The organism is Enterococcus olivae (assembly GCF_053760925.1).
The window spans coordinates 1-22,065 of the sequence record NZ_JBSMVT010000031.1 but is presented as its reverse complement, the minus strand read 5'-3'; the positions used below and the strand labels follow the sequence as shown (position 1 = coordinate 22,065).

General features: G+C 39.7%; 21 protein-coding genes and 1 pseudogene. 9 read left to right on the top strand and 13 right to left on the bottom strand.

The genetic code is table 11. From position 1 onward, the window contains the following. Positions 1–11: 11 nt before the first annotated feature. Together ACWODM_RS14545 and ACWODM_RS14540 are read right to left on the bottom strand one after the other, a co-directional pair. On the bottom strand, positions 12–2,720 hold the full coding sequence (locus ACWODM_RS14545; protein WP_455322068.1) for a YhgE/Pip family protein: 2,709 nt from the start codon (positions 2,718–2,720) through the stop codon (positions 12–14). A gap of 170 nt (positions 2,721–2,890) precedes the next feature. Beyond that, on the bottom strand, positions 2,891–3,217 hold the full coding sequence (locus ACWODM_RS14540; RefSeq protein ID WP_455322067.1) for a hypothetical protein: 327 nt from the start codon (positions 3,215–3,217) through the stop codon (positions 2,891–2,893). Between the two features lie 168 nt (positions 3,218–3,385). On the opposite strand from ACWODM_RS14540, the gene ACWODM_RS14535 reads away from it, so the two are divergent. From ACWODM_RS14535 to ACWODM_RS14525, 3 genes are read left to right on the top strand one after another with little or no spacing between them, the layout of a single operon-like run. After that, complete coding sequence (locus ACWODM_RS14535; protein WP_455322066.1) at positions 3,386–4,177, top strand: ABC transporter ATP-binding protein; 792 nt, start codon at positions 3,386–3,388, stop codon at positions 4,175–4,177. 54 nt (positions 4,178–4,231) lie between these two features. Beyond that, entirely contained in the window at positions 4,232–4,465 is a 234-nt protein-coding gene (locus tag ACWODM_RS14530) for an antitoxin MazE (RefSeq protein ID WP_455322065.1), read from the top strand. Positions 4,466–4,506: 41 nt separating this feature from the next. Next, positions 4,507–4,989 (top strand): NUDIX domain-containing protein, encoded by a 483-nt coding sequence (locus ACWODM_RS14525; protein ID WP_455322064.1) that lies wholly within the window; start codon positions 4,507–4,509, stop codon positions 4,987–4,989. Between the two features lie 165 nt (positions 4,990–5,154). Here the strand turns inward: ACWODM_RS14525 and proC are convergent, their stop codons facing one another. The 9 genes from proC to ACWODM_RS14480 form a co-directional block, all read right to left on the bottom strand. After that, positions 5,155–5,952: a pyrroline-5-carboxylate reductase gene (proC, locus tag ACWODM_RS14520; protein ID WP_455322063.1), complete on the bottom strand. Its 798-nt coding sequence runs from the start codon at positions 5,950–5,952 to the stop codon at positions 5,155–5,157. Between the two features lie 37 nt (positions 5,953–5,989). After that, positions 5,990–6,289, bottom strand: a complete 300-nt coding sequence (locus ACWODM_RS14515; RefSeq protein WP_455322062.1) for a hypothetical protein — start codon at positions 6,287–6,289, stop codon at positions 5,990–5,992. Positions 6,290–6,300: 11 nt separating this feature from the next. Then, positions 6,301–6,657 (bottom strand): type II toxin-antitoxin system PemK/MazF family toxin, encoded by a 357-nt coding sequence (locus ACWODM_RS14510; protein WP_455322074.1) that lies wholly within the window; start codon positions 6,655–6,657, stop codon positions 6,301–6,303. Positions 6,658–6,677: 20 nt separating this feature from the next. Further along, positions 6,678–7,790: an alanine racemase gene (gene alr, locus ACWODM_RS14505; RefSeq protein WP_455322061.1), complete on the bottom strand. Its 1,113-nt coding sequence runs from the start codon at positions 7,788–7,790 to the stop codon at positions 6,678–6,680. Between the two features lie 15 nt (positions 7,791–7,805). After that, a complete protein-coding gene (acpS, locus tag ACWODM_RS14500) occupies positions 7,806–8,159 on the bottom strand; it encodes a holo-ACP synthase (RefSeq protein WP_455322060.1) in 354 nt (117 codons plus the stop codon). A 272-nt stretch (positions 8,160–8,431) separates the two neighbouring features. Further along, entirely contained in the window at positions 8,432–9,994 is a 1,563-nt protein-coding gene (gene cshA, locus ACWODM_RS14495) for a degradosome RNA helicase CshA (protein ID WP_455322059.1), read from the bottom strand. A gap of 684 nt (positions 9,995–10,678) precedes the next feature. Continuing rightward, positions 10,679–12,019, bottom strand: a complete 1,341-nt coding sequence (locus tag ACWODM_RS14490; RefSeq protein ID WP_455322058.1) for a UDP-N-acetylmuramoyl-tripeptide--D-alanyl-D-alanine ligase — start codon at positions 12,017–12,019, stop codon at positions 10,679–10,681. A gap of 130 nt (positions 12,020–12,149) precedes the next feature. After that, positions 12,150–13,223, bottom strand: a complete 1,074-nt coding sequence (locus ACWODM_RS14485) for a D-alanine--D-alanine ligase (RefSeq protein ID WP_455322057.1) — start codon at positions 13,221–13,223, stop codon at positions 12,150–12,152. Between the two features lie 115 nt (positions 13,224–13,338). Continuing rightward, positions 13,339–13,794 (bottom strand): YaiI/YqxD family protein, encoded by a 456-nt coding sequence (locus ACWODM_RS14480; RefSeq protein ID WP_455322056.1) that lies wholly within the window; start codon positions 13,792–13,794, stop codon positions 13,339–13,341. Positions 13,795–14,079: 285 nt separating this feature from the next. On the opposite strand from ACWODM_RS14480, the gene ACWODM_RS14475 reads away from it, so the two are divergent. From ACWODM_RS14475 to ACWODM_RS14450, 6 genes and pseudogenes are all read left to right on the top strand, one after another. Further along, complete coding sequence (locus ACWODM_RS14475) at positions 14,080–14,568, top strand: helix-turn-helix domain-containing protein (RefSeq protein WP_455322055.1); 489 nt, start codon at positions 14,080–14,082, stop codon at positions 14,566–14,568. 816 nt (positions 14,569–15,384) lie between these two features. Next, a complete protein-coding gene (locus ACWODM_RS14470; RefSeq protein ID WP_002292150.1) occupies positions 15,385–15,957 on the top strand; it encodes a Dps family protein in 573 nt (190 codons plus the stop codon). A gap of 144 nt (positions 15,958–16,101) precedes the next feature. Continuing rightward, a complete protein-coding gene (locus ACWODM_RS14465; RefSeq protein WP_455322054.1) occupies positions 16,102–16,806 on the top strand; it encodes a Crp/Fnr family transcriptional regulator in 705 nt (234 codons plus the stop codon). Positions 16,807–16,957: 151 nt separating this feature from the next. Then, positions 16,958–17,813, top strand: a pseudogene (gene lgt / locus ACWODM_RS14460) (prolipoprotein diacylglyceryl transferase). Between the two features lie 146 nt (positions 17,814–17,959). Next, positions 17,960–18,193, top strand: coding sequence for a heavy-metal-associated domain-containing protein (locus tag ACWODM_RS14455; RefSeq protein WP_002301447.1), 234 nt, complete (start codon positions 17,960–17,962; stop codon positions 18,191–18,193). A 197-nt stretch (positions 18,194–18,390) separates the two neighbouring features. Beyond that, complete coding sequence (locus ACWODM_RS14450; RefSeq protein ID WP_455322053.1) at positions 18,391–20,295, top strand: heavy metal translocating P-type ATPase; 1,905 nt, start codon at positions 18,391–18,393, stop codon at positions 20,293–20,295. 358 nt (positions 20,296–20,653) lie between these two features. Here the strand turns inward: ACWODM_RS14450 and ACWODM_RS14445 are convergent, their stop codons facing one another. Both ACWODM_RS14445 and ACWODM_RS14440 read right to left on the bottom strand, forming a co-directional pair. Next, complete coding sequence (locus tag ACWODM_RS14445) at positions 20,654–21,094, bottom strand: OsmC family protein (RefSeq protein WP_002292163.1); 441 nt, start codon at positions 21,092–21,094, stop codon at positions 20,654–20,656. A gap of 303 nt (positions 21,095–21,397) precedes the next feature. Then, positions 21,398–21,958, bottom strand: a complete 561-nt coding sequence (locus tag ACWODM_RS14440; RefSeq protein ID WP_089541871.1) for a TetR/AcrR family transcriptional regulator — start codon at positions 21,956–21,958, stop codon at positions 21,398–21,400. Positions 21,959–22,065: the final 107 nt, after the last annotated feature.

Genomic DNA, 22,065 nt, shown 5'->3' with positions numbered 1-22,065 from the left:
TTTGTTGTTTTTTAGTGGAAGAAATGACTTTCCTTCGTCCATTCATCCAATTTATTTAACGGTTTTTCCATATATGGACTAATCAAAGTCCCTATGACCGCAAAAGCCACGAACAAGCCAAGCAACACTATGATCTGTCCCCAAGCATTCGGCCAATAAATTCCTCCAGCAGCTTCACGCAGTAGATCGACGGCATAGGTGAAAGGCAGCAAAGGATTGATGAACTGGAAAAATTTTCCAGAGACTTGGATCGGATAATTTCCGCCACCACCTGAAATAGACAGCACCAATAAAATAATCCCGATCCCCTTACCGATATTGCCAAACAAACCGACAAAAACATAAATGATCGTCATGAAAGTCAAACCAACCAGCAGGGCGAACAAGACACTGTACACTGGTTGACGGACATCCACACCCAAGGCAAAGAGATTACCCAGAGTAACGATCAATACTTGGCCAACAGCGATCGTCAAAAATGTCAACATTCGCGCAACAAAGACTTCTCTTTTACTGTAACGTTTCTTGTCGGCTCCCTCTAAATGGATATCCACGGCGGCAACACTGGAAAGCAGTAAGGCTCCTACCCACAAACAAAGAGCTGTATAGAAAGGCGTACTTGCAGAACCATTGTTAGCGATCGGGTACATTGTCGTTGTTTTTAATTCTACCGGAGCAGCAAAAAAGTCACTTTCTTTTTGGACATCGCTTTTCAAGAGCTTAATGATGTCTTCTAGATCAACCATTTCTTCCCCTTTACGGATTGCTCCAGCAGCCTTATGGACACCGCTGCGTAGAGTTGGCCAATCTTCTTTGATCAATTCTGCGGCCGTATCCACCGCCGTTTCGATCTGTGGTAACTTCTCATGGACGAGATCCAACGTGCCGGTCAGTTCCTGCTTAACAGTTGGCCAATCATTACTCATAAAATTTGCAGCTTTGTGGAGCTTTTGCTTGATCTCAGGTAGCTCGTTATTGTAAAGGTCCGCCCCTTTGTTGATTCCTTGGACAATATCGTCCATGTGATCGTTCAACAGAAGACTGGCGTCATGAACTTCCTGACCGATTGCTGGTAGTTCTTTTTCGTATTTTTCTAAAATCACGACAGCATTACTAATGGTTTTCGACGTTGCCTGAAGCAAAGAATCAAAATCGATCGTTTCTGCGCTAGCCAGCAAGGATTGCACATTGTTCAATGCAGGAATCAATTGATCTTCCAGCAAAGAACGTACCTGTTGACTCACTTCCTCGATATTCACGGCACTGCCCAGTGAAATGATTCTAGCAGACAAGCTTTCCAGCTGTTGTAAAAAGCCTTGCAGCTCGGATTTGTGGATCGTGTCGACCTTTCCAGCCAAAAGACTAGCCGCCTGCTGTGCTTTTGCTACTAAGTCACGGATTTCGGCTAGACGACTGATTGTACTGCTAAAATCACCGTCCAATTGCTGTTGTAGCTGGGTCAACCAAGCAATCAAGTCATTGATGATCCCTTGTTGTTTTTCTAAACTTGTAGCAAGAGATTGTAATGTTTTTTTCAATGCTGCCCGTTGTTCCGGCGTCCATTCCTCTACCTGATCCAATTGCTTATTCAATTCATGGGAAAAACTCTCTAAGGTTTTAGACAATCCTAGGATCATCTCAAAATTGGTTTGCACGACGGCTGTGATACTATCTAGATTCTCATCCAACTGTTGCGTCGCCTCCAATGTTTTATCAGTAAAGGTCGACGCGTCGCTTCCTAGTTGTTGGATTTGTGGCAGCAAGGTTTGTACCTGATTGATGATCTCCAGTCCTTGCTTGGCTTCGGCAATTCCTTCGGTCAGTGTCGCTGAGATCTGGTCAAAATCTTCATCGACCATCGCCAGCTGCTTACCGGCATTTTGAATTTCCGGAATTTTTTCTTGCAAAGTCAAAATGATTTTTGCCTGTTTCTCTATTTCTGGCATTTTTTGATCCATTGCAACCAGTTTGCTTCCTAATTTATCCACCTCTGGTAAATAGTCGGCAAAAGCATCTGCTTTAGCTAGCTTTTGTTTCAATTCCGGGAATTTTTCCTGTAATTCCAAAACTTCCTTGGTGTAGCCTTCGATCTGATCGGCGTTTTCATCGACCTCTAGAATTAGGTTTTTGACCTTGTTGATACTGACCAGATTCGATTCCACATTGTAGCCAACTTCGTTAAAGGCTTTTAGTAAGGTTTCACTAGCGGTCTGAGTGAAGTTTTCAGTGATTTGCTCCTGTAGACTGCTTGCCCCCTTGTCGGTGATCTTTGGCGCAATCGCATTGATCTTTTCATTAAAGTAATAATCTAACTGCGGTTTCTTGATTTCACCAGAGACAAAGCTCAATAGATCTTCTGAAAATTCTTTCGGGATATAGATTCCTGCGTAATATTTTCCTGAGCGAACGCCTTTCTTCAATTCTTTTTCCGAATCGACAAAATGCCATCCCAACTGATCATTTTCATGCAGGGTATCAATCACCTGCTCCCCAATAGTCATCTTCTTGCCATTCAGTGTTGTTCCTGTATCGTCACTGTAAACGGCTATCGGTAATTCGTTGGTATTTCCGTAAGGATCCCACAACGCCTTGATGTTGAACCAGGCATACAGGGACGGCAGCACCATCAAGGCGATCACTAGAAAAATCGAGACTGGGTTCACCGCTAGTCGTTTCCAATCCAATTTATAGAGTTGTCCAATATTTTTTATGTGATTCATTTCTCTCACCATCATTTCTTCAATGTCGTTGGCTAATTTATCACGATTTTATCGGACTTTCCATTAAAGACGCTCCTATTTTTTTATTTTTTAGACACAATTGGACTTTTGTCTAAAAATAGCGAATGACAGAAAAAAAAGATACCTCTTTCGAAGTATCCTTCCGTGTTTCATTTCGGTTTTTTCTGTGCTTCTTTGGCTTCTAAGAAAACATCTAGCAAAGCCACGAATTCCTCATCAAGAAAGGTCTCATCCTCATCTCTTGTCAGTTGCTGGACAGGGTTTTGTTCATTGTTGTAATAAGCAATTGGAACAAACAGATCATTTTCGACTTTGACTGTTATCTTCGGATGGTAAGTAAATTCTCCACACGACCCAGCCACTAAACGAGCCAACTCATACTGATTATCTGAATGCTCGCGAAACCGATAGTAATAAGGTTCAAAATAGATTTTTTCCTCGCTGCACAAAGCAACGACATCACGCCAATTTGCCATCGTAAAGCCTTCTTTCTGTTGATATTTTAAGCTATCCCTATCTTATCATTCTTTAGGAAAGATTTTTTACTTTTTAAATTTTCCAGATTTAATTTTTAGAAAACTTAAAAATTTTACTGGCAAAAAAACGACTGACTGGTATCATTATAAAAAAAGGGGGTAGCAACTATGGCAATTTTAACATTTGAAGATGTTTCCTTTATTCGAAACCGAAAGGCACTTTTAGATAAGATCAACTGGCAGATTCAGGAAGGTGAAAATTGGGGGATTCTAGGCTTGAACGGGGCTGGTAAAACCTTGCTGCTTCAGCTGATCACCGGGAGTCTTTGGCCATCCAAAGGAAAATTAACTGTTTTAGACCAAGTATTTGGACAAACTTCGATCCCCGAACTGTCTAAACGAATCGGATGGGTAAGTGTTGCCCTGCAATACCGTCTAAATGTTCAAGATACCGCAGAACGAATCGTCTTATCTGGTAAATTTGCCAGCATTGGTATCTATCAGGAATATACCGAAGACGACCTAAACAAAGCCAAGGAGCTCTTGGTTTCGATGGATGCAGAAAGTCTGATCGGTAAAAACTACCATTTTCTTTCACAGGGAGAACGACAGATCGTCCTGATTGCCCGGGCACTGATGGCTGATCCAGAGCTGTTGATTTTAGACGAGCCTTGTAACGGACTGGACTTGTTTGCCCGCGAAGACTTACTGATCAAGATTGATCATCTGATTCGACAACCCAATGCACCCGCATTGCTGTTTGTTACGCATCATACCGAAGAAATTCTGCCTTTCATTAATCATGTCATGATGTTGAAAAACGGGGCGATCTTCGCTAAAGGTGCCCGCGAAGATATCCTAACAACAGAATTGCTGCCAAAATTTTATGACAAACCCGTAACGATGTTTCCTTTGTCAGAACAACGTCGGATGATTTTGCCGAAAGATCATTTGATTTAGACTTGATTTGTTATTCCTCAGTGTTCTTAATATAAAAAGAAGGAGACTTGTTCAATGGAGCTCAAGGCTGAAAAGATTGGACATTCAGTAGGAATCCTTTTCCCAAAAGATAGCTCACCGAAAGTAGGAGACTCTTTTATCGTTTCTAAAATTGGAGAAGCCTATCTATTAAAACCGAAAAAAGAAAATATTTTCCAAAATGATGAAGATTGGCATGGTTTCAAAGAGTCACTTATTGAGAAAGATATGGAGTGGGACACCATGAGAGTTGAAGGGGCCGAGCAGTAAGAAAAACAGCCTCAACAAGTTAAAGGAGGAATAAGGATAAAATGGACTGTAGTTATCGCTTCTGGAATTTAGTCATAATAGTTAATGAAGACCAAATATTATTAATTAAAAGAAATAAAAATGATTTTCAAGGATATGTTCCTCCTGGTGGAAAGATTGAATTTCCAGAAACTTTTTTTGATTCTGCTAGGAGAGAAGTTTTTGAGGAAACTCAGCTAATCGTGGACACATTGGAGTTACGAGGTCTTTCTGGCTATATTAATGAAATTAAAGGAGAACAATTTGTTTATGTTGATTTTTACTGCTCAGCGTTTCACGGCAATTTAAAAAAGGATGGTCCTGAGGGTTCCGTTGAATGGATTCCTATAAACCAATTAAATGAAGTGGAGATTCATCCCGATATTAAAGTTAGAATAGAAAATATTCTTTCTAACAAAAATTTCGAGTATCAAATTTTTTGGGATGAAAATAAAGGTAAACCTGAGAAGTATCGCTTAGATGTTATGGATGATAATAAACAATAACTAAAGTCTTACAGTCAACTTATCAATAAAAATAAAGTCTATTCTACAACTTATCTTTTTTGTCTTTTTCTTTTAGGCATTCTGATTTCCGACTCATTTATATTAAAAAAAGCCAAAACAGAAATCACTTCCTGTTTTAGCTTTTAACGACTAAGAATCGGTTTCTTACAATTCGCGATTTTTCTTGGCTGCTGCTTGCACCGCCTGAATAACAGCAGCACGAAAACCATTTTCTTCCAGCGAACGAACCGCTTCGATCGTTGTTCCTCCTGGTGAGCAGACCATGTCTTTCAGTTTTCCTGGATTCTCTTTTGTTTCTAGTACCATTTTAGCGGCACCTAATACCGCTTGGGCTGCCATTTCATAAGCATCTTCCCGTTTCATTCCTTCCAACACTGCGCCATCTGCTAAAGCTTCTATGAAAAGGTAGACATAGGCCGGTGATGAACCGCTGACACCGATGATGGCATCCATTTGTGTTTCGGGCAGTTGTTTTGCTCGGCCGAAACTTTGGAAGATTGCTAAAACTTGTTCAGTTTCTTCCTTTGAGACCTGCTTATTCGCCGAAACAGAAGTCATGCCTTCACCCACTGTCGCTGGTGTATTGGGCATCGCACGAAGGATCTTGCGCTCTCCAAGAATCTCTTCCATCTGTTCAAGGGTCACACCAGCAGCGATCGAAACTAGCACATGCGCTTCGGTGATGCTTTCTTTTACTCGTGGTAGCTTAGCTAATAAGATCGGTGGTTTAACAGCAAAAATAATCGTCTTTGCTTGAGCAAACAATTCTTTTTCCTCTAAAATCGGTACGATCTGAAAATCCTCTTCGATTTTTTTTAGCGTTGGTTCGTAGCGGTGGTTGTATACCAAAATATCTTCTTTCTTGTAGGAACCTGACTGAAGCATCCCTTGGATAATTGCTCGTGCCATGTTGCCGGCACCATAAAAGCCGATTTTACTCATCTGTCTTCCTCCTTATTCAACACTTTGAAACAACATTCTAGAGTTCAAAGCTGCGAACGGTCTCTTCTGCTGCTTTTAAGTAACCTCTGACTGGCGGTTGAAGTTGTACGTATAAATTCGCAGACATTTCAAGTTTGTGTTCTTTGTCTCCCTGCTGAAAAATCCCATAATAGTTGCCGGTCTCTTCTATTTTACTAACCAGTAAATAATAGCCTTCCAGTTCTGTCGGTCGCTTAAAGAACGAGGTCCGTCTCATTTTACGGACAGCAAATCCTAAAAGCAACAAAACAGTGATTGCAATCACTATATACCCCATTGATTCACCAACTTCGTTCATATGTATTCATTTTATTCCTCTGTTGGAGCTTGCAGTCCAACACTTATTCTCAATGCCACATCTACTGCTTCCATAATCTCGGTTTGCAAACGGCAGACTTTTTCCTTCAGTCTCGATTTGTCGATCGTTCGGATTTGTTCCATCAAAATCACTGAATCTCTGCCCAATCCAGTCTTGGCAGCAGTGATTCCGATATGTGTTGGTAATTTGGGTTTTGCCATTTTAGCCGTAACAGCCGCCACGATCACGGTTGGACTAAAATGATTTCCTAAATCGTTTTGTATGATCAGAACCGGTCTCAAACCACCTTGTTCTGAGCCAATCACAGGAGATAAATCTGCAAAATAAATTTCTCCACGTTTGACCATCGCTTCCATCCTTTTCTTCATTAAATATATTCTCTGGGTATTCTTTCTGAAAATAAGCAAGCCACTTCGTAATGGATCGTTCCCAAATGATCCGCTACATCCTGTAGTGTGATCACAGCGCCCTGATCTTCGCCAACCAAGGTGACCTTGGTCCCTGCCTTGAAAGCTTGTGGCAAACGAATCATCAGCTGATCCATGCAAACACGACCCACGATCTCACATTCATGACCTGCTACTAAAACATGAAAGCCTTGCATCTTACGAATATACCCATCCGCATAACCGATTGGAACTGTCCCGATCCATTCCTCATTCGGTGTTTCGTAGGTTTTTCCATAGCCAATTCCTTCTCCTTGAGGCACCTTTTTCACTTGGATCAATTCTGACACAAGGGATAGCGCTGGTTTCAAGGGATAGGTTGTCATCATTTCCCTGCCTGCGGGATTCAAACCGTACATGGCGATTCCATAACGAACCATATTACCTAGGTCCTCGTGCCAGATCGAGGTCGCACTGTTGCTGACATGGACATACTGTGGTGTTCGAGGTAAGACCGCCAACGCTTCCTGAAAACGTTGGTTTTGCTTTTGCCAATAGCTGTCTTCTTCTTGATCAGCTGTTGCAAAGTGTGTAAAAATCCCTTCCCATTCAAAATACGCTTCTTGATCAACAAACAAAGCTGCTTCTCTCACTTCGACTGCTTGTCGAAAACCGATACGCCCCATCCCTGTATCAACAACCAAATGAATTTTCAATGGTTCTTTGACAGGGCTTTCCTGCAAGAGCTTTCTGGCCTCCTCTAGCCATTCCATCGTGGCAACAGGTACAGCGATTTGATATTCCTGTGCCAGTCTGATCGCTGAATGATCCAAGATCCCTAAAAGTAGGATCGGTGTGATCACTCCCTGCTCTCTCAATTCGATCGCTTCATCGATCGTAGCAACACACAGTCCAGCCGCGCCACCGTCGATCGCTGCTTTAGCAACAGGCACTGCTCCATGACCGTAGCCATTGGCCTTGACCGCAACAAAAACTTCTTTGCCTTGATTGTGCTCGATTTCATTGACAATATTTTGCCGAATTGCCTGTAGATCAATGATCAATTTTGTTGGGCGATGATAAGAAACTGCCATCGAAATCCCTTCCTTCTATTTCTCTAAAATAATTTGTGCAAATGCCATGTTTTCCGTATGTGTAATACTAACAAATACCTGACCTTCTGTAAAAGGAGACCTAGTTACTACCGGAGCGCCCAGCTCATTGGTCAAAATCTCCAATTCCTGAAAAGTCACTTTGCCAATCCCTGTGCCCCAAGCTTTTGAAAAAGCTTCTTTACAAGCATAACGCCCACCTAAAAATTCCACTTGTCTTTTTTCAGGCAAGCGGTCAAACATCACGCGTTCTTCTGGCGTAAGTATTCGTGAAATAAATTTTGGTTTTTCCTGAATGAGTGTTTTGATGCGATGCAGATCAACTGCATCAATCCCGATCCCTTGAATCATATGGCGCCTACACTTTCCTTTGAAGTTAGTCCTATTCTACCAAAATTTAAAAGAAAAACCACTCCTAATCTAAATGGAAAAGTCACAATTCCTTGCGAATCGTTGATTTCACAAGTATTTCTCTTATAAACTCAAGTATTTATTATTTTTTAGTTTTTTATTAAAATTTTTATTTAAAGATATTCTTTGTAGCTGGTCCGTTTCAATTGACCTTTTGAAACGAGTAAAGAACCTGTACAGCATTGAAAGGCTGCACAGGTTCTCTCGATTGATTAATCTTGGTTGTTGCGGATCACAAAATTACGTTTTTTGTCGTTTGGACGACGACTAGGTTTGCGTCCGTCTTTGTTGTTGTAGTTTTTACTACGACGTCCGTCTTTGTCGTCACGGTTACGGTCACGGTTACGGTCACGATTTCGACGATCATCACGTCCTCCGCGTCCGCCATCACGACGTCCTCCACGATTATTGTTGCGACGACCTCCGCCGCCACCTTTGAAGGATTTTTTCCCTTGAGGTAGTGGGCGTTCTGGAGTGATTTTAACAGGGACTTGATCAGATGGATCTTTCGCTAAAGTTTTCAATAACAAGGCAACAAGGTCTTGTTTTGAATAGCGTTCCAATAGTTCATCTGCACCTTGCAAATATTTATCCAGACCGTTTTCAGCCATTTTTTCTTCGATGGCTTCCATTGCTGCTCCGATTTGACCTTTAAAGGCTTCTGTTTCGGTTGGTGGACGCAAAGGTGTCATGCGTTTTTTGGTTAAATTCTCGATCACATGCAGATAGCTCATTTCGTTTGGTGTAACGAAAGTCACAGACATTCCGCCTTTACCGGCACGTCCTGTACGTCCGATACGGTGAACATAGCTTTCTGGATCTTGAGGAATATCGTAGTTGTATACGTGTGTTACCCCAGAAATATCCAATCCACGGGCAGCAACGTCAGTCGCAACCAAAATATCTAGATTGCCATTTTTGAAAGAGCGTAAAACACTCATCCGTTTTTGTTGAGAAAGATCGCCATGGATTCCTTCTGCTTTGTAGCCACGAGCTTCTAATCCACGAGCTAGTTCATCAACACGACGTTTCGTACGACCAAACACGATTGTTAATTCAGGCGTTTGTACATCTAATAAACGAGTCATGATATCGAATTTTTCAAAGTCTTTCGAACGAACATAATACTGATCGATCAAATCTGCGGTCATTTCTTTGGCTTTGATTTTTACATGTTCAGGATCTTTCATGAACTTCACGCCAATGTTTTTGATTGCTGGAGGCATTGTAGCAGAAAACAGCAATGTTTGACGTTCAGCAGGGACTTGGGCGATGATTGTTTCAATATCTTCTAAAAAGCCCATATTCAGCATTTCATCTGCTTCATCTAATACTAATGTTTCAACAGTTCCCAATTTCAGGGTGTGACGGTTGATATGATCCAGCATACGTCCTGGCGTTCCGACAACGATATGTGGACGGTCTTTCAATTGACGGATTTGACGTCCGATATCGGCACCACCGTAAACAGCTTGCACACGGATTTTCTTGTCTCTTCCCAAACGGTACAATTCTTCTTGTGTTTGAATCGCTAACTCACGAGTTGGTGCGATGACCAAACCTTGTAGTTGACGTTTGTCTGGGTCAATTTTTTCTAACATTGGCAAACCAAAAGCAGCTGTTTTACCAGTACCTGTTTGCGCTTGTCCAATAACGTCTTTTCCAGCCAATGCTAGTGGAATCGTTGCTCCTTGGATCGGTGTAGCTTCTTCAAAGCCGGCACGCTCAACAGAAGTCAATAATTCTTGTGATAATTCTAATTCTTTAAATTTCAAATGGATCCTCCTAATTGTGATCGTAGATGATCAGATCATCTCGTCGGTTTTTAACTAGATACAGGGTGTATCTGTTTATAAGCTGAAGCGTTCATTTTCTCCATGATCATCCAAACATGGTCCCTGACATATTTGCTGAATCACTTCTCACCGAAAAACCGCTCCTTGAAGGCATTAGAAAAGGCTAGGACAAACGATACTTTGCTGTTGTCTAGCCTCATTTTGAATGTATTGATGACAATGTCATTGTTTTTATCTAAACCAGTAAACTGATTCAGTCTATCAGTTATTCCAATTTTTACTTCATCTTTCGGCACTTAAATACTATATCATGAAATAAGTTTTTCAGCAAGTTTCAAACGTTGTTACAAAACTTTTCGTTTCTTTGTTGCTGTGAAAACAGTTACTATTTATGGTTGGTTTTGTTTAACAATGCTTCTTACCACCCTATATAACTTTCGCAATAAATGATGCATTTTTGGTTTTAGCGAAACGAAACAATAAGGCTGTGACGTCACCGTGTCGAAGAGCCAATGTGAATTAGTGGGACTGGTCGTTTCAGCGATTAGTCCCACTTTGAAGCTTGGCAACCTTGAGACTTTAGGCTCAAGGTGGTCTCACGGTCGGCAAAAGCAGACTTCATTGTGTAGTGTAGCGCTTCTAAATAAAAAAGTGAGACCTTTTTTACAAAGCTGCAACAACTTCTGACAGTCCCATCCCGTTACTACCTTTCAATAGAATACTGTCGGTTTCAACAAGGGTTTCTTTGACCGATTGGATCAGGGCTTCTTTTGCTGAAGAATCAAAAGAATACACCTCGACCGGAGCTTTACGCAAGGCTTCCTCCAAGGCTTTCATCTCATCGCCATACAAGAAGATGATGTCGTAAGTATCCTTGATAAAATTGGCCATTTCTGCATGCATCGCTTTAGAGTCAGGTCCTAGCTCCAACATATCCGCCAAAACTGCCAAACGGCGGCCTGGCAAATCCAGCTGTGCGAAACTTTCCAGTACCAATCCCATCGCAGTCGGATTCGCATTGTAGACATCACTCAAAATATCTGCACCGTTCGAAGCTTTTTTCCATTCCGTACGATTTTTCGTTAATTGAAAGGCTGCCAATCCTTGAGCGATCGCTTCTTCGCTCACATCGAAATAGCGACCAAAACCATAGGCGATCAAAGCATTTTTCACATTATACCCTCCCAGAACGGGGATCTTGAAGGTCGTTTCATGGATCTTAAAAGTCGTTTCATTTTTGGTTTCTAGTTGGATGTCACCCCGAATCGTTCCTTCAGTCAAGCCAAAGGTCTCTACTGTTTGTGACAAATCTGTCAGAAGTGGTGTCAGTAAAGGTTCATCTCCTGGAACTAGCAATAAGCCATCCTTCTTTAGTCCTGCAACGATTTCCATTTTAGCTTGGGCGATCCCTGCACGAGAACCCAAATTCTCAATATGAGCTTCACCGATCAAGGTAATAGCTGCCGCATCAGGTTTTGCCAGTTTTGAAAGAAAAGCGATCTCGTCTGAGTGGTTCATTCCCATCTCCAAAATCAATATTTCTGTCTTTTCAGGCATATGTAGCATAGTATACGGCATACCAAGGTCATTGTTATAGTTCCCTTGTGTTTTGTAGGTTTGGTATTGCTGGGCAAGAACCGCTTCTGTCATGTCCTTGGTAGTCGTTTTCCCATTACTTCCGGTAATCGCGATGACTTTGGGTGCGATCGTTTCTTGATAGCACACAGCTAGCTGTTGAAAGGCTGTCTTTGTGTCTTCGACGGGCAAGAGCACGATTCCTTCAGGAGCTGCTTCTAGATCTTTGCTCCAAAAAGCAGCAACAGCTCCTTTGTCGATCGCTGACTGAATAAAGTCATGTCCGTCTCTCGTTCCTGCCAAAGGAACAAACAAACTGCCCTCGCTGATCAACCGGCTGTCAAATTCAACACTTGTCACGATTGTATCTAAAGACCCTCGTGCGTCAATGTTCAAGGCTTCTGCAATCTCTTTGATAGTTAACTTCATGGTATTCTCCTCGTTCTGAATTAATATAAGTATCGTTATTCTCCCACGCTTCGATTCACTATGGGCTTGAACAAAAAAGACAAAGTACGACAAGCAACTTTGCTTCTTCGTCTACTTTGTCTTTTCTTGGTTAATCTACATCTATTAAAAAGTTTTCTCTTTGTTTGTAACGATTCATTCCTAATTGGATCAGCTCTTCGATCAAATCTCCGTATTGCAAGCCCGTTTTCTCCCATAAAGAAGGATACATGCTGAACTGAGTAAAACCTGGCATGGTATTCAACTCGTTCAAAAATAATTCATTTTTGCTTGTCAGGAAGAAATCACAACGGCTCAATCCGCTACCACCTAGCATCGTATAAGCTGTCTTTGCATATTCCTGAGCTTTTTCCTGCACCTCATCTGGTACTTGTGCGGGGATCTGCATCACGATCTTGTTATCGACATATTTTGAATTGTAATCATAAAATGCCACATCTTTGACGATTTCTCCGGCAGCTGTCGTACGAACATCTTCATTTCCTAAGATGGCCACTTCGATTTCACGCGCTTCGATTCCTTGTTCGATCACGGCACGGGTATCGTATTTGTACGCTTCTTCCAACGCTTGCTGTAATTCTGCACGATTTTCCGCTTTAGAAATACCAACACTTGATCCCATATTCGCTGGTTTGACAAACATTGGATACAAGAGTGAACCTTCGCAGTGCTCAAAGATTTTTTTCGGGTTTTCTTTCCATTGGTTTTTTAAGACCGGGACATATGGAACTTGAGGAATCCCCGCTGTATGCAAGATATATTTGGTCATGATTTTATCCATGGCACAAGCACTCGTCAACACTCCCGCACCTACATAAGGCATGTTGATCGTCTCAAGAAATCCTTGGATCGTCCCATCTTCACCATTCGGTCCATGTAACAACGGAAAGACGATCGCATCTTCTTCTTTGATCTCTCCCGGTTGAATACGAACACCTGTGAACTCGCCAGCTTCCTGCTCTTTCGCCCATGTCAAATGCAGTTCTTCCTCAGATCGAGGCTTCTCTGACAATAACGGCCCTTTGATCCATTGACCATCCTTAGAGATGAAGACGAGCTGGACTTCATAATAGTTGTAATAAATGGCATTGAGTACAGAAAAAGCAGATAAGATCGACACCTCATGCTCTGCACTTTGCCCTCCATATAGTAAGGTAATTTTCAACGTTTTTCCTCCTGTGTTTCGGTCACATTTCACGTATGATTCTCACATATTTTAGCATAAAATAAAAATTCGGAACATCTTTAACTGTTATTTTCTGCCCATGTTGGGTATTTTTTTAGATTTCTTTTTGCGATTGTTGAATAACCTCAGACAATTGTTCTAAAAAAGACTGTCGATCAGCTTTTGTAAAAGGCTTTGGTCCCTTTGTTCGTTTGCCCGATTTACGTATCTGTGTCCCCAAATAACGTTGTGCCAGTAAAAAGTCGATTGTTTCGGCTAAATATTCTTGCCCTGAATGATGAAAAACCCGTGCCTGCTTAGGTAAGACTAAGGAAGCCAAGCCATAATCCTGTGTGACAAGCAAATCTCCCGGTTGAATTTCTTTGACGATCTCATAATCTGCCCGATCGGCCCCTTTATCTACATAAATAAATTCTACAAAATTTGGATATTCTTTGGTAGTGTAATGATCGACACTCGTCACGATCAACACTGGCAAATTAAATTTCCTTCCTAACTGGATCATTTCTTCTTTGACTGGTGAGCCATCACCATCAATCACTAAACGCATCTTCTCACCTTCTTTTCTACTATATAACTATACTAAAAATCAAAGCACTTGTCTTCACTCTCGAAGAAAAGCAGTCCGCTACTGACTTTTCAAATACGATCGACAGTTGATTTGAAGCAAGACTTTCTCGCAGTAGCATGTTGTTAACTAAATCAACTGTAAATATTAAGCATTTTCAAGTAAAATTTACTTTACATGGGCTTTTTTAGTCAATTGACAGATGGATTTGATAGACGACAGCCTTTCTTTGGCTTATCTTAAATCTATGGAACGGAGGACGCATAGATGCTTATTGGTGAAAAAATCAAAACAGTTAGAACAGAAGCTGGGCTATCTCAAGATGCATTAGCAGCAGAATTAGATACGTCTCGGCAAACGATCTCGAGCTGGGAAAACGACAAAACGTATCCTAGTATTCAAACAATCGTCCGATTGAGCGACATGTTTGAAATTCCAGTCGAAGCATTGATCAGAGAGGATGTGGAAAAAATGAAAGAGGCTTTGCGTAAGGACAAAGAGCAGAAAATCCAACGTAACAAGGATCGGGAAATGCTGAATCGTTTGAATGCCTTTCGCTTTTTCGGTGCTTTCACAGGTGCCTTAACTGCTTACCCTATCTACAACTATTTTGGCGGTTATTGGACGTTCATTCCGTTGGCTTTACTGCTAAGTGCTGTTATTTTGACGATACCGATCCAAATTTATCGAAACAAATACGACTTGAAAAAATATCAGGATATCGTCGCTTTTTTTGATGAGAAATACGATCACTAAAAAGAAGCCCCGTCAGATGATTGCTTTTTCCTATGGTTTTGATAAATTGTTTTTTCTAACACATTACGAGTAATCATAACTTCTTATTTCTATATTCTTACTCAATACTAGACTTAAAAAATAGATTATTTAAAGAATCAACAAAGCTGATCTAAAGTTAATAAAGTGCCATCTTCTCTTGATACTAGAAATAGAAAATCCTTATGAAATAAATGTTTTTAAAACAAATCTCATAAGGATTCTTTCATTTTAGGGACTCTTTATCAATTTAACTATTTAATATTTATAACAACTTTAAATAATCCAATACTATTTCTAACGACTTGCCTTCCTGAATAAAACTCCTATTAATCGATTTACTAAAAATAAATAAAAAAATTCTTTTCAATTTTTATTTATGGTATGACATAAATAAAGTAAAGTTATTCTTCTAGGTTAATCTTATTAATGCTCTTTCTCACTAGTGTTGCATGCAACACTAGTGAGAAAGAGCATTAAATATACTGCAAGGCAAGACATTTGGTAATTGAAGAATAACAAGCAAAAAAATAGCAGTCAGGTCTCTTGACAAAGTATAGTTGCTATTCTTTTTTTAGGCCCTACTTTAATGAAATTTTTGTTTGGAGGGAACGACTTCATTCCTTTGATTATTTCAGTTGAATTTAATAGAGAAGCCTGGCGTCTATTAAGAAATACTTTTCTTGATGAGCGTCAATTTTTTTAACGGAAATCTATCCTATACTAAATTCAGTAAAGAAAAAGGAGGAATCAAAGAAAGCTATTTTAAACAAACCAAAATTATAGGAGGAATAAATCATGACTGAAAATAAAGCTACTCAAGAAAGAACACCCCAAGAAAGATTGCAAGAAGAACAAGAACACAAGGAACATGTTCATCATACGAAAATTAATGCAGCGGCCATTGCGGATCATCTTTTAGGCAACATGCATACATTACATGTGAAACTGCACCAATATCACTGGTATGTAAAAGGAGCCAATTTCTTTACGTTGCATGAAAAATTTGAAGAGTTGTATAACGAAAATGAAAAATGGTTCGACAAACTTGCGGAGCGTCTAATTACTTCTGGGCATAAACCTGCTTCGACAACGGTTGAATTTGAAAAATATTCGATGCTTTCGGAAGATGCAGTTAATAAATACGCTAAAGCAGAAGACATGGTTGAAAATATTATCGAGGACTTCAGAAGCACTCGTGACCTAACTATTCGCGCGATTCGTTTAGCTCAAGACGAGGGTGACGATGCTTTAGAAGATACATTGATTGCTTTTAAAAATGACTTAGACAAGAACATTTGGATGCTGCAAGCGTTCATTGGTAAAGAAGCATTAGAAGATGATGACGCTCTTGATGAGGATGAAGATTAAGGTAAAAGTAGAAGCTGATTTAGGGATTGGAATTCTTTCCAGTCCTTTTTCTATTTTCTTGATGTGCATCAATTTTTTTGTAGTAAGAGACTTATATAATAAAAGCAGCGAATATAAACAAAATAAATAAAGGAGGAGAATGAATTGACTAAACATACCCATCATGAAATTGGCGACCACGCAGCCTGTATCCGCTTGGTTCCAATATTCAATCACTTAGAGGATAGCGCGATGAATTACATTGCTAAAAAAGCCCACACGAAACAGTATCAAAAAGGAGAGTTTCTGTTTCGTTCACAAGAAAAAGAGGATACTTTATATATTATCAATCGTGGGAAAATCCGTATTTATCGATTGGCAGACTCTGGCAAAGAGCAGCTAGTGCGGATCTTGAACCCTGGTGATTTCACCGGAGAATGGACCTTGTTCAACCCGGATGCAGTACACGAGGAATATGCCGAAGCAACCCGAGATACCGTTGTCTGTATGATTCAGCAAAAAGATGTCCAAGATTTTCTGGAACAATACCCAGCTATTTCTTTAAAACTATTGGCGGAAATGTCTAAACGGTTAGAAAGTTCAGAACGTCAAACGACACAAGTAGCCGTGGAGAGTGTCATTACCCGTTTAGTTTTGTTTTTGGCAGAAAATGTGGAACCTGAAATGGGCAACTCTCCCACCATCACCCTGCCGATGGCAAAAAAGGACATTGCTTCCTATTTAGGAACGACACCTGAGACCATCAGTCGCAAATTTGGAGAATTGGAGGACGAGGGATTGATTCAACAGCTGTCTGGGAAAAGGATCAAGATTCAGGATTTAGATGATTTATTGCTTTACAGCGAATAATCGGACACGGAAAAGTGGCGTATTACGAAGCGAGTGACCAGGGAGCTAAAAGTGAATTCACTGTTTGGTTTCCCTGGAGGTTAGCCGGAATCTTGTTCAGCATCACCATGACTAGAATGACGCGAAAAATTGAAGAAATGGAGCAAATAGAATGGGATTCGTATTAGGCGTTTTGAATCCCCATGTGGTGGAGATTGGTTCTGTTGTGATTCATTGGTATGGAGTCATTATTGCAGCGGGCATATTAGCGGCTCTCCAGTTGAGCACCAAGGAAGCAAAGAAAAAAGGACTGGAAGAGGATACCATTATCGATATGGCCTTATGGGCAATTCCGATTGGACTCCTCGGCGCTCGGCTTTATTATGTGTTATTTGAACTTGATTATTATCTGCAAAATCCAGGACAAATCCTTGCGATTTGGAATGGCGGCATTGCGATTTATGGGGGATTGATTGCAGGAGGGGGGTACGCTATATTGGTATGCAAAGAAAAAAGGTACTTCTTTGGCACTCGTTCTTGATATTTTAGCGCCCAATGTATTGTTAGCCCAGTCCATTGGTCGTTGGGGCAATTTTATGAATCAGGAAGCTCATGGTGGGCCGGTTACTCGTCAATTCTTGGAAAATCTTTATTTACCTGAATTTATCATTGAACAAATGAATATGAATGGTACCTACTACCATCCGACTTTTTTATACGAGTCATTGTGGAGTTTGTTGGGCTTTGTCCTCATCGTCACTATACGGAACCGAAAACAGCTTTTGCGTCAAGGAGAAGTCGCTTTGAGTTACGTTTTGTGGTACTCAGTGGGTCGGTTCTTCATTGAAGGTATGCGAACGGACAGTTTATGGATTGGCGAGTGGATCCGCGTTTCGTAAGCCTTGTCTCTGGCCCTGTTTATTGGCGCGATTGTAGTATGGTTTATACGCAGACAAGATTATCCACCAATTTCTTATTATTCTGATGGCAATAAGGGTCAGAAAAAGACTATTAAGATGGTGAATTGAGCAAAAAGATAAAAAGAAGTGCAAAACTTGATATGCGTCAATTTTCGTTTGCTAAAAGTGAGCTACACTACAGTTGTAAAGAGGAAAAGGCAGTGTTCATTAATCTGCTGCCGATAAAATAAAAACACATAAAGGAGATAGGAATTATGGAAAAAGCTATATTGCAATTAGAAACGTTGTCTTGTCCAAGTTGTATGCAAAAAATTGAAGGTGCCGTGAAATCAGTTAACGGTATTGATAAAGACAGCATTAAAGTATTATTCAACTCCAGCAAAGTCAAAACCAATTTTGATTCAGCTGTCACTTCGATTGAAGAGATTCAAAAAGCTATCGAAAACGTAGGCTATCCGGTTCTTAAAGCAAAAGTCAAGGCCGTTTAACAGATTAAATGAACTAGGCAATTCTGGAAGAAAAGCTATTTTTCCAGGATTGCTTTTTTTGTTGCAATCCGATTCGAGGTGCTTAGAAATGATAAAAGAGAACTTTCTAAACTTGATGTCAGTCAATTAATTACTTAGGCAATTATCTTATACTGTGTTTATCAATAAAAGAGAAATTAAATTTGGAGGGAAAAAGCATGCAACAATATATATTAAGCAAGAAAAATATTATCACCGTCATCAGTGGATTGTTAATCGTACTCGGTTTCCTCAGTCACTTTGTTTTAGAAAACGTAGGACTTTCAGAGTGGTCTTTGATCATCGCCTCTGTCTTTGGGATTACGCCAATTGCTATTCAAGCGTTTCAAGCAATGAAAGTCAAAGTCATCAGTATTGATGTCTTAGTCAGTATTGCAGCGATTGGTGCGCTTTTTATTCAAAATTATGAAGAATCGGCTATTGTCACGTTTTTATTCTTATTCGGACACTACTTGGAACAACGAACATTGAACCAAACGCGATCTGCTATCAAAGAATTGACTAAAATGGCACCCGAAAGCGCCTTGAAACAAATGGATAATGGCGAATTTGAAGAAGTAGAAGTGGATGATATAGATGAAGGGGATATCTTGCTCGTTAAAACGGGTGCGAAAGTTCCAGTAGATGGCATAGTCCTTACGGGTGAAGGGCATATCAATGAAGCTAGCATTACAGGTGAAGCTGTTTCGGTCAACAAGCTAGCTGATGCAGAAGTTTTTGCAGGAACCATTTTAGAAAACGGAACGATTCAAATCAGAGCTGACCGAGTTGGTGAGGACACCACATTTGGAAAAATTATTGAACTCGTGGAAGAAGCACAAGATTCTAAATCCGAAGCGGAACGGTTCATTGATCGCTTTTCTAAATACTACACACCAGCTGTCTTGGTTCTGGCAATTGTTGTATGGGCGTTCAGTCAAAATATTGAGTTAGCAATCACCATCTTGGTTCTAGGTTGCCCAGGCGCATTAGTTATCGGAGTGCCTGTCTCAAACGTTGCCGGTATTGGGAATGGTGCTCGTAATGGTGTTCTTTTAAAAGGGAGTGAAGTCATTCAAGACTTCAGCAATGTGGATACAATTGTATTTGATAAGACAGGTACTTTAACTGTCGGAAACCCAACCGTTGCAGCGACTGAACTGTATGAAAAAGATCCTGCTGAAACGCTTGGCTATCTGGCCAGTGTGGAACGGGAATCAGATCATCCATTAGCAAAAGCGGTCTTAAATCAAATTGGAGAAACAAACTTTTATCCTGTTGAAGGAACTGAAGTCGTGAAAGGCGGCGGAATCGTTTCAAGTGTAGCTGGACATAGAGTGGCTGTTGGGAATGTGGCCTTGATGGAAAAAGAAAATGTCACTCTCAGCAAAAAAGTGCAAAAAGATGTCAAACGGTTTGAACAACAAGGGAACTCTCTCGTTTTGACAGCGGTCGACGGTGAATTAAAAGTACTGATGGGCATTCGCGATCAAGTCCGTCCGGGTGTGAAAGCTAATTTGCAGGAATTAAAAGACTTGGGCGTGAAAAATCTAGTCGTTCTTTCAGGAGATAACCAAGGAACCGTTGATGTGGTCGCCGGCGAACTTGGTTTGACCGAAGCTCACGGCCACATGTTGCCGGAAGACAAATCGGCTTATATCGGAAAACTTCAACAACGTGGTCAAATTGTAGCCTTTGTTGGAGATGGCGTTAACGATAGTCCGTCCTTAGCTTTAGCAGACATTGGAATCGCAATGGGAAGCGGAACGGACGTAGCGATTGAAACATCCGATGTCGTTTTAATGAACTCGAACTTCAGCAACTTGCCTCACGCATTAGGATTAGTAAAAGCCACCGCAAATAATATGAAACAAAATATCGTGATTTCAATTGGAGTAGTGTTGGTCTTGTTGACCAGCGTCTTCTTCAGCGAATGGATGAATATGTCTATCGGAATGTTGGTTCATGAAGGTAGTATCTTGGTGGTAATTTTCAATGGCATGAGATTAATGAAGTATAAGTTGAAAGGTCGAAAAGAACAAAAAGAAGTATCAGCACCTGCAGAGAAAGTAAAAATATCTTAAGAATAAATTAGAAGAGGCTGAGACAATAGTCCATCCTTGAAATGACAAAAGCGGAAACTCAGATTTTTAAATCTGGGATTTTCCGCTTTTTTGAGTTCTTGAAAAAAAAGAAGAGTATAGAGTATGCTCTTTATAAAATTAATTTTCGTGTAAATGATTAAAAAATTTAATAATAAAATTTAAATTCCTATTAAGTTGTAACACATGAAATTGCTTAAAATAATGTATTTAAAATCTTGATTTAACTAGTTTTTTTCTCTCGTCTTTTTTATAGATATGTATACCTTCGAAAAGACAAGAAATAAAATAGAAATACCTGTTTAGTGCAAAATGAGAAGAATCTTTTTTAATTCATAGTTTATAATTTATGGATTTCTGATTTAGTCGTAGGTGCATTTTTAATGGTATCAGCTACCGGACAAGTACGATCAATAAATGCGATAAAATCTGAAATCTCTTCATCAGTATTATCAGCTTCAATATAAAATTTAGATACGATTGCAGAATAGCCTATTTTAGCTGCTTTATTTTTTCCTATAAAACCATCAGGATCTAATACTCCATCTATCTCTACACGGATATCGTTTAAATTTATGCCCTGCACTTTAGCGAAAGACCGAGCTACAATAACTTTACATGCTCCAAGAGAGGCTAATAAAGCTTCAATCGGATTCATCCCTTCATCTGATCCACCTAAATTTTTTGGTTCATCCAAAATAAATTCAAAATTCCTGGATGTACATGAAACTTTCATTCCACCAATTGACTGAGCTACTGCATGAAATGTTTCTTTTGCCATAAAAATAACCTCCTTTTAATTTAATAACTTTATCGTATCATGAAAGCGTTATTTTTACCCGCATAGTCACATGAGAAACAGAAAAATTTATATTTTTGAATTTTTTTTTGCAAAAAATAAAAATCTTTTGTGCAATTGAATAGGTTAATGCATGGAAAAAAGCAGCAAACATAAATCAAAGTGGATCCTATAGAATAGACACTAAAAAAAGTGCCTTTATAGGGTCCTTTTCAATCCATTTTAGTTTCATAAGGTTTCTTTTTTTAAAATGTCCTTGACATAGAATCCATTTCAATTCTTCGATTAGCTAAATTTTTCTAAAGTCTGTGTATATAGTTCAATAATTTCTTCACGACTAATTTGATTTCTTTTCTCCTTATACCAAAAGACGGATTGAATCGTGATCCCCATAATGATCTGTCCTTTATAACTAAGCTCTATGGGTAATTCTTCGTCACTAGCTCCTTTTTTTATGCGGTTACCTAGCATGCTCTTCCCGTACTCGCGCACACTTTCAAGTTCAAAAATGATATTAGAATTCATTTGAATACTGAAAATGAGATATAAGAGATTATCAAATTGATCCAATAGTTGTTCAAAAACAATAATAAAAAAGTTGTCTTTTTCTTCATTTGAGTTTTTGATAGCAAAATCAAATATTTCATTCATTTTATGTTTAATAAAAAAGGTTATAAAATCATATTTATCCAAGAAATGATTGTAGAAAGTTGGTCTTCGAACCATAGCAGCATCACATATTTCTGTTACTGAAATATTTTCAAATTCTTTTTCATGTAATAAGTTTTCAAATGCTTCTATAAGTGCCTTATGAGTTTTTTGAACTCTTAAATCTAATTGTTGCATATAGTGCCTCCTTTTTAGAGAAAGTATCAATTATCGAAAAAATGTAAATTATTTATCAGATGCTGAAAATATGTCTCTTGTCCTCCTTTGTGAGACTAGTATAATAA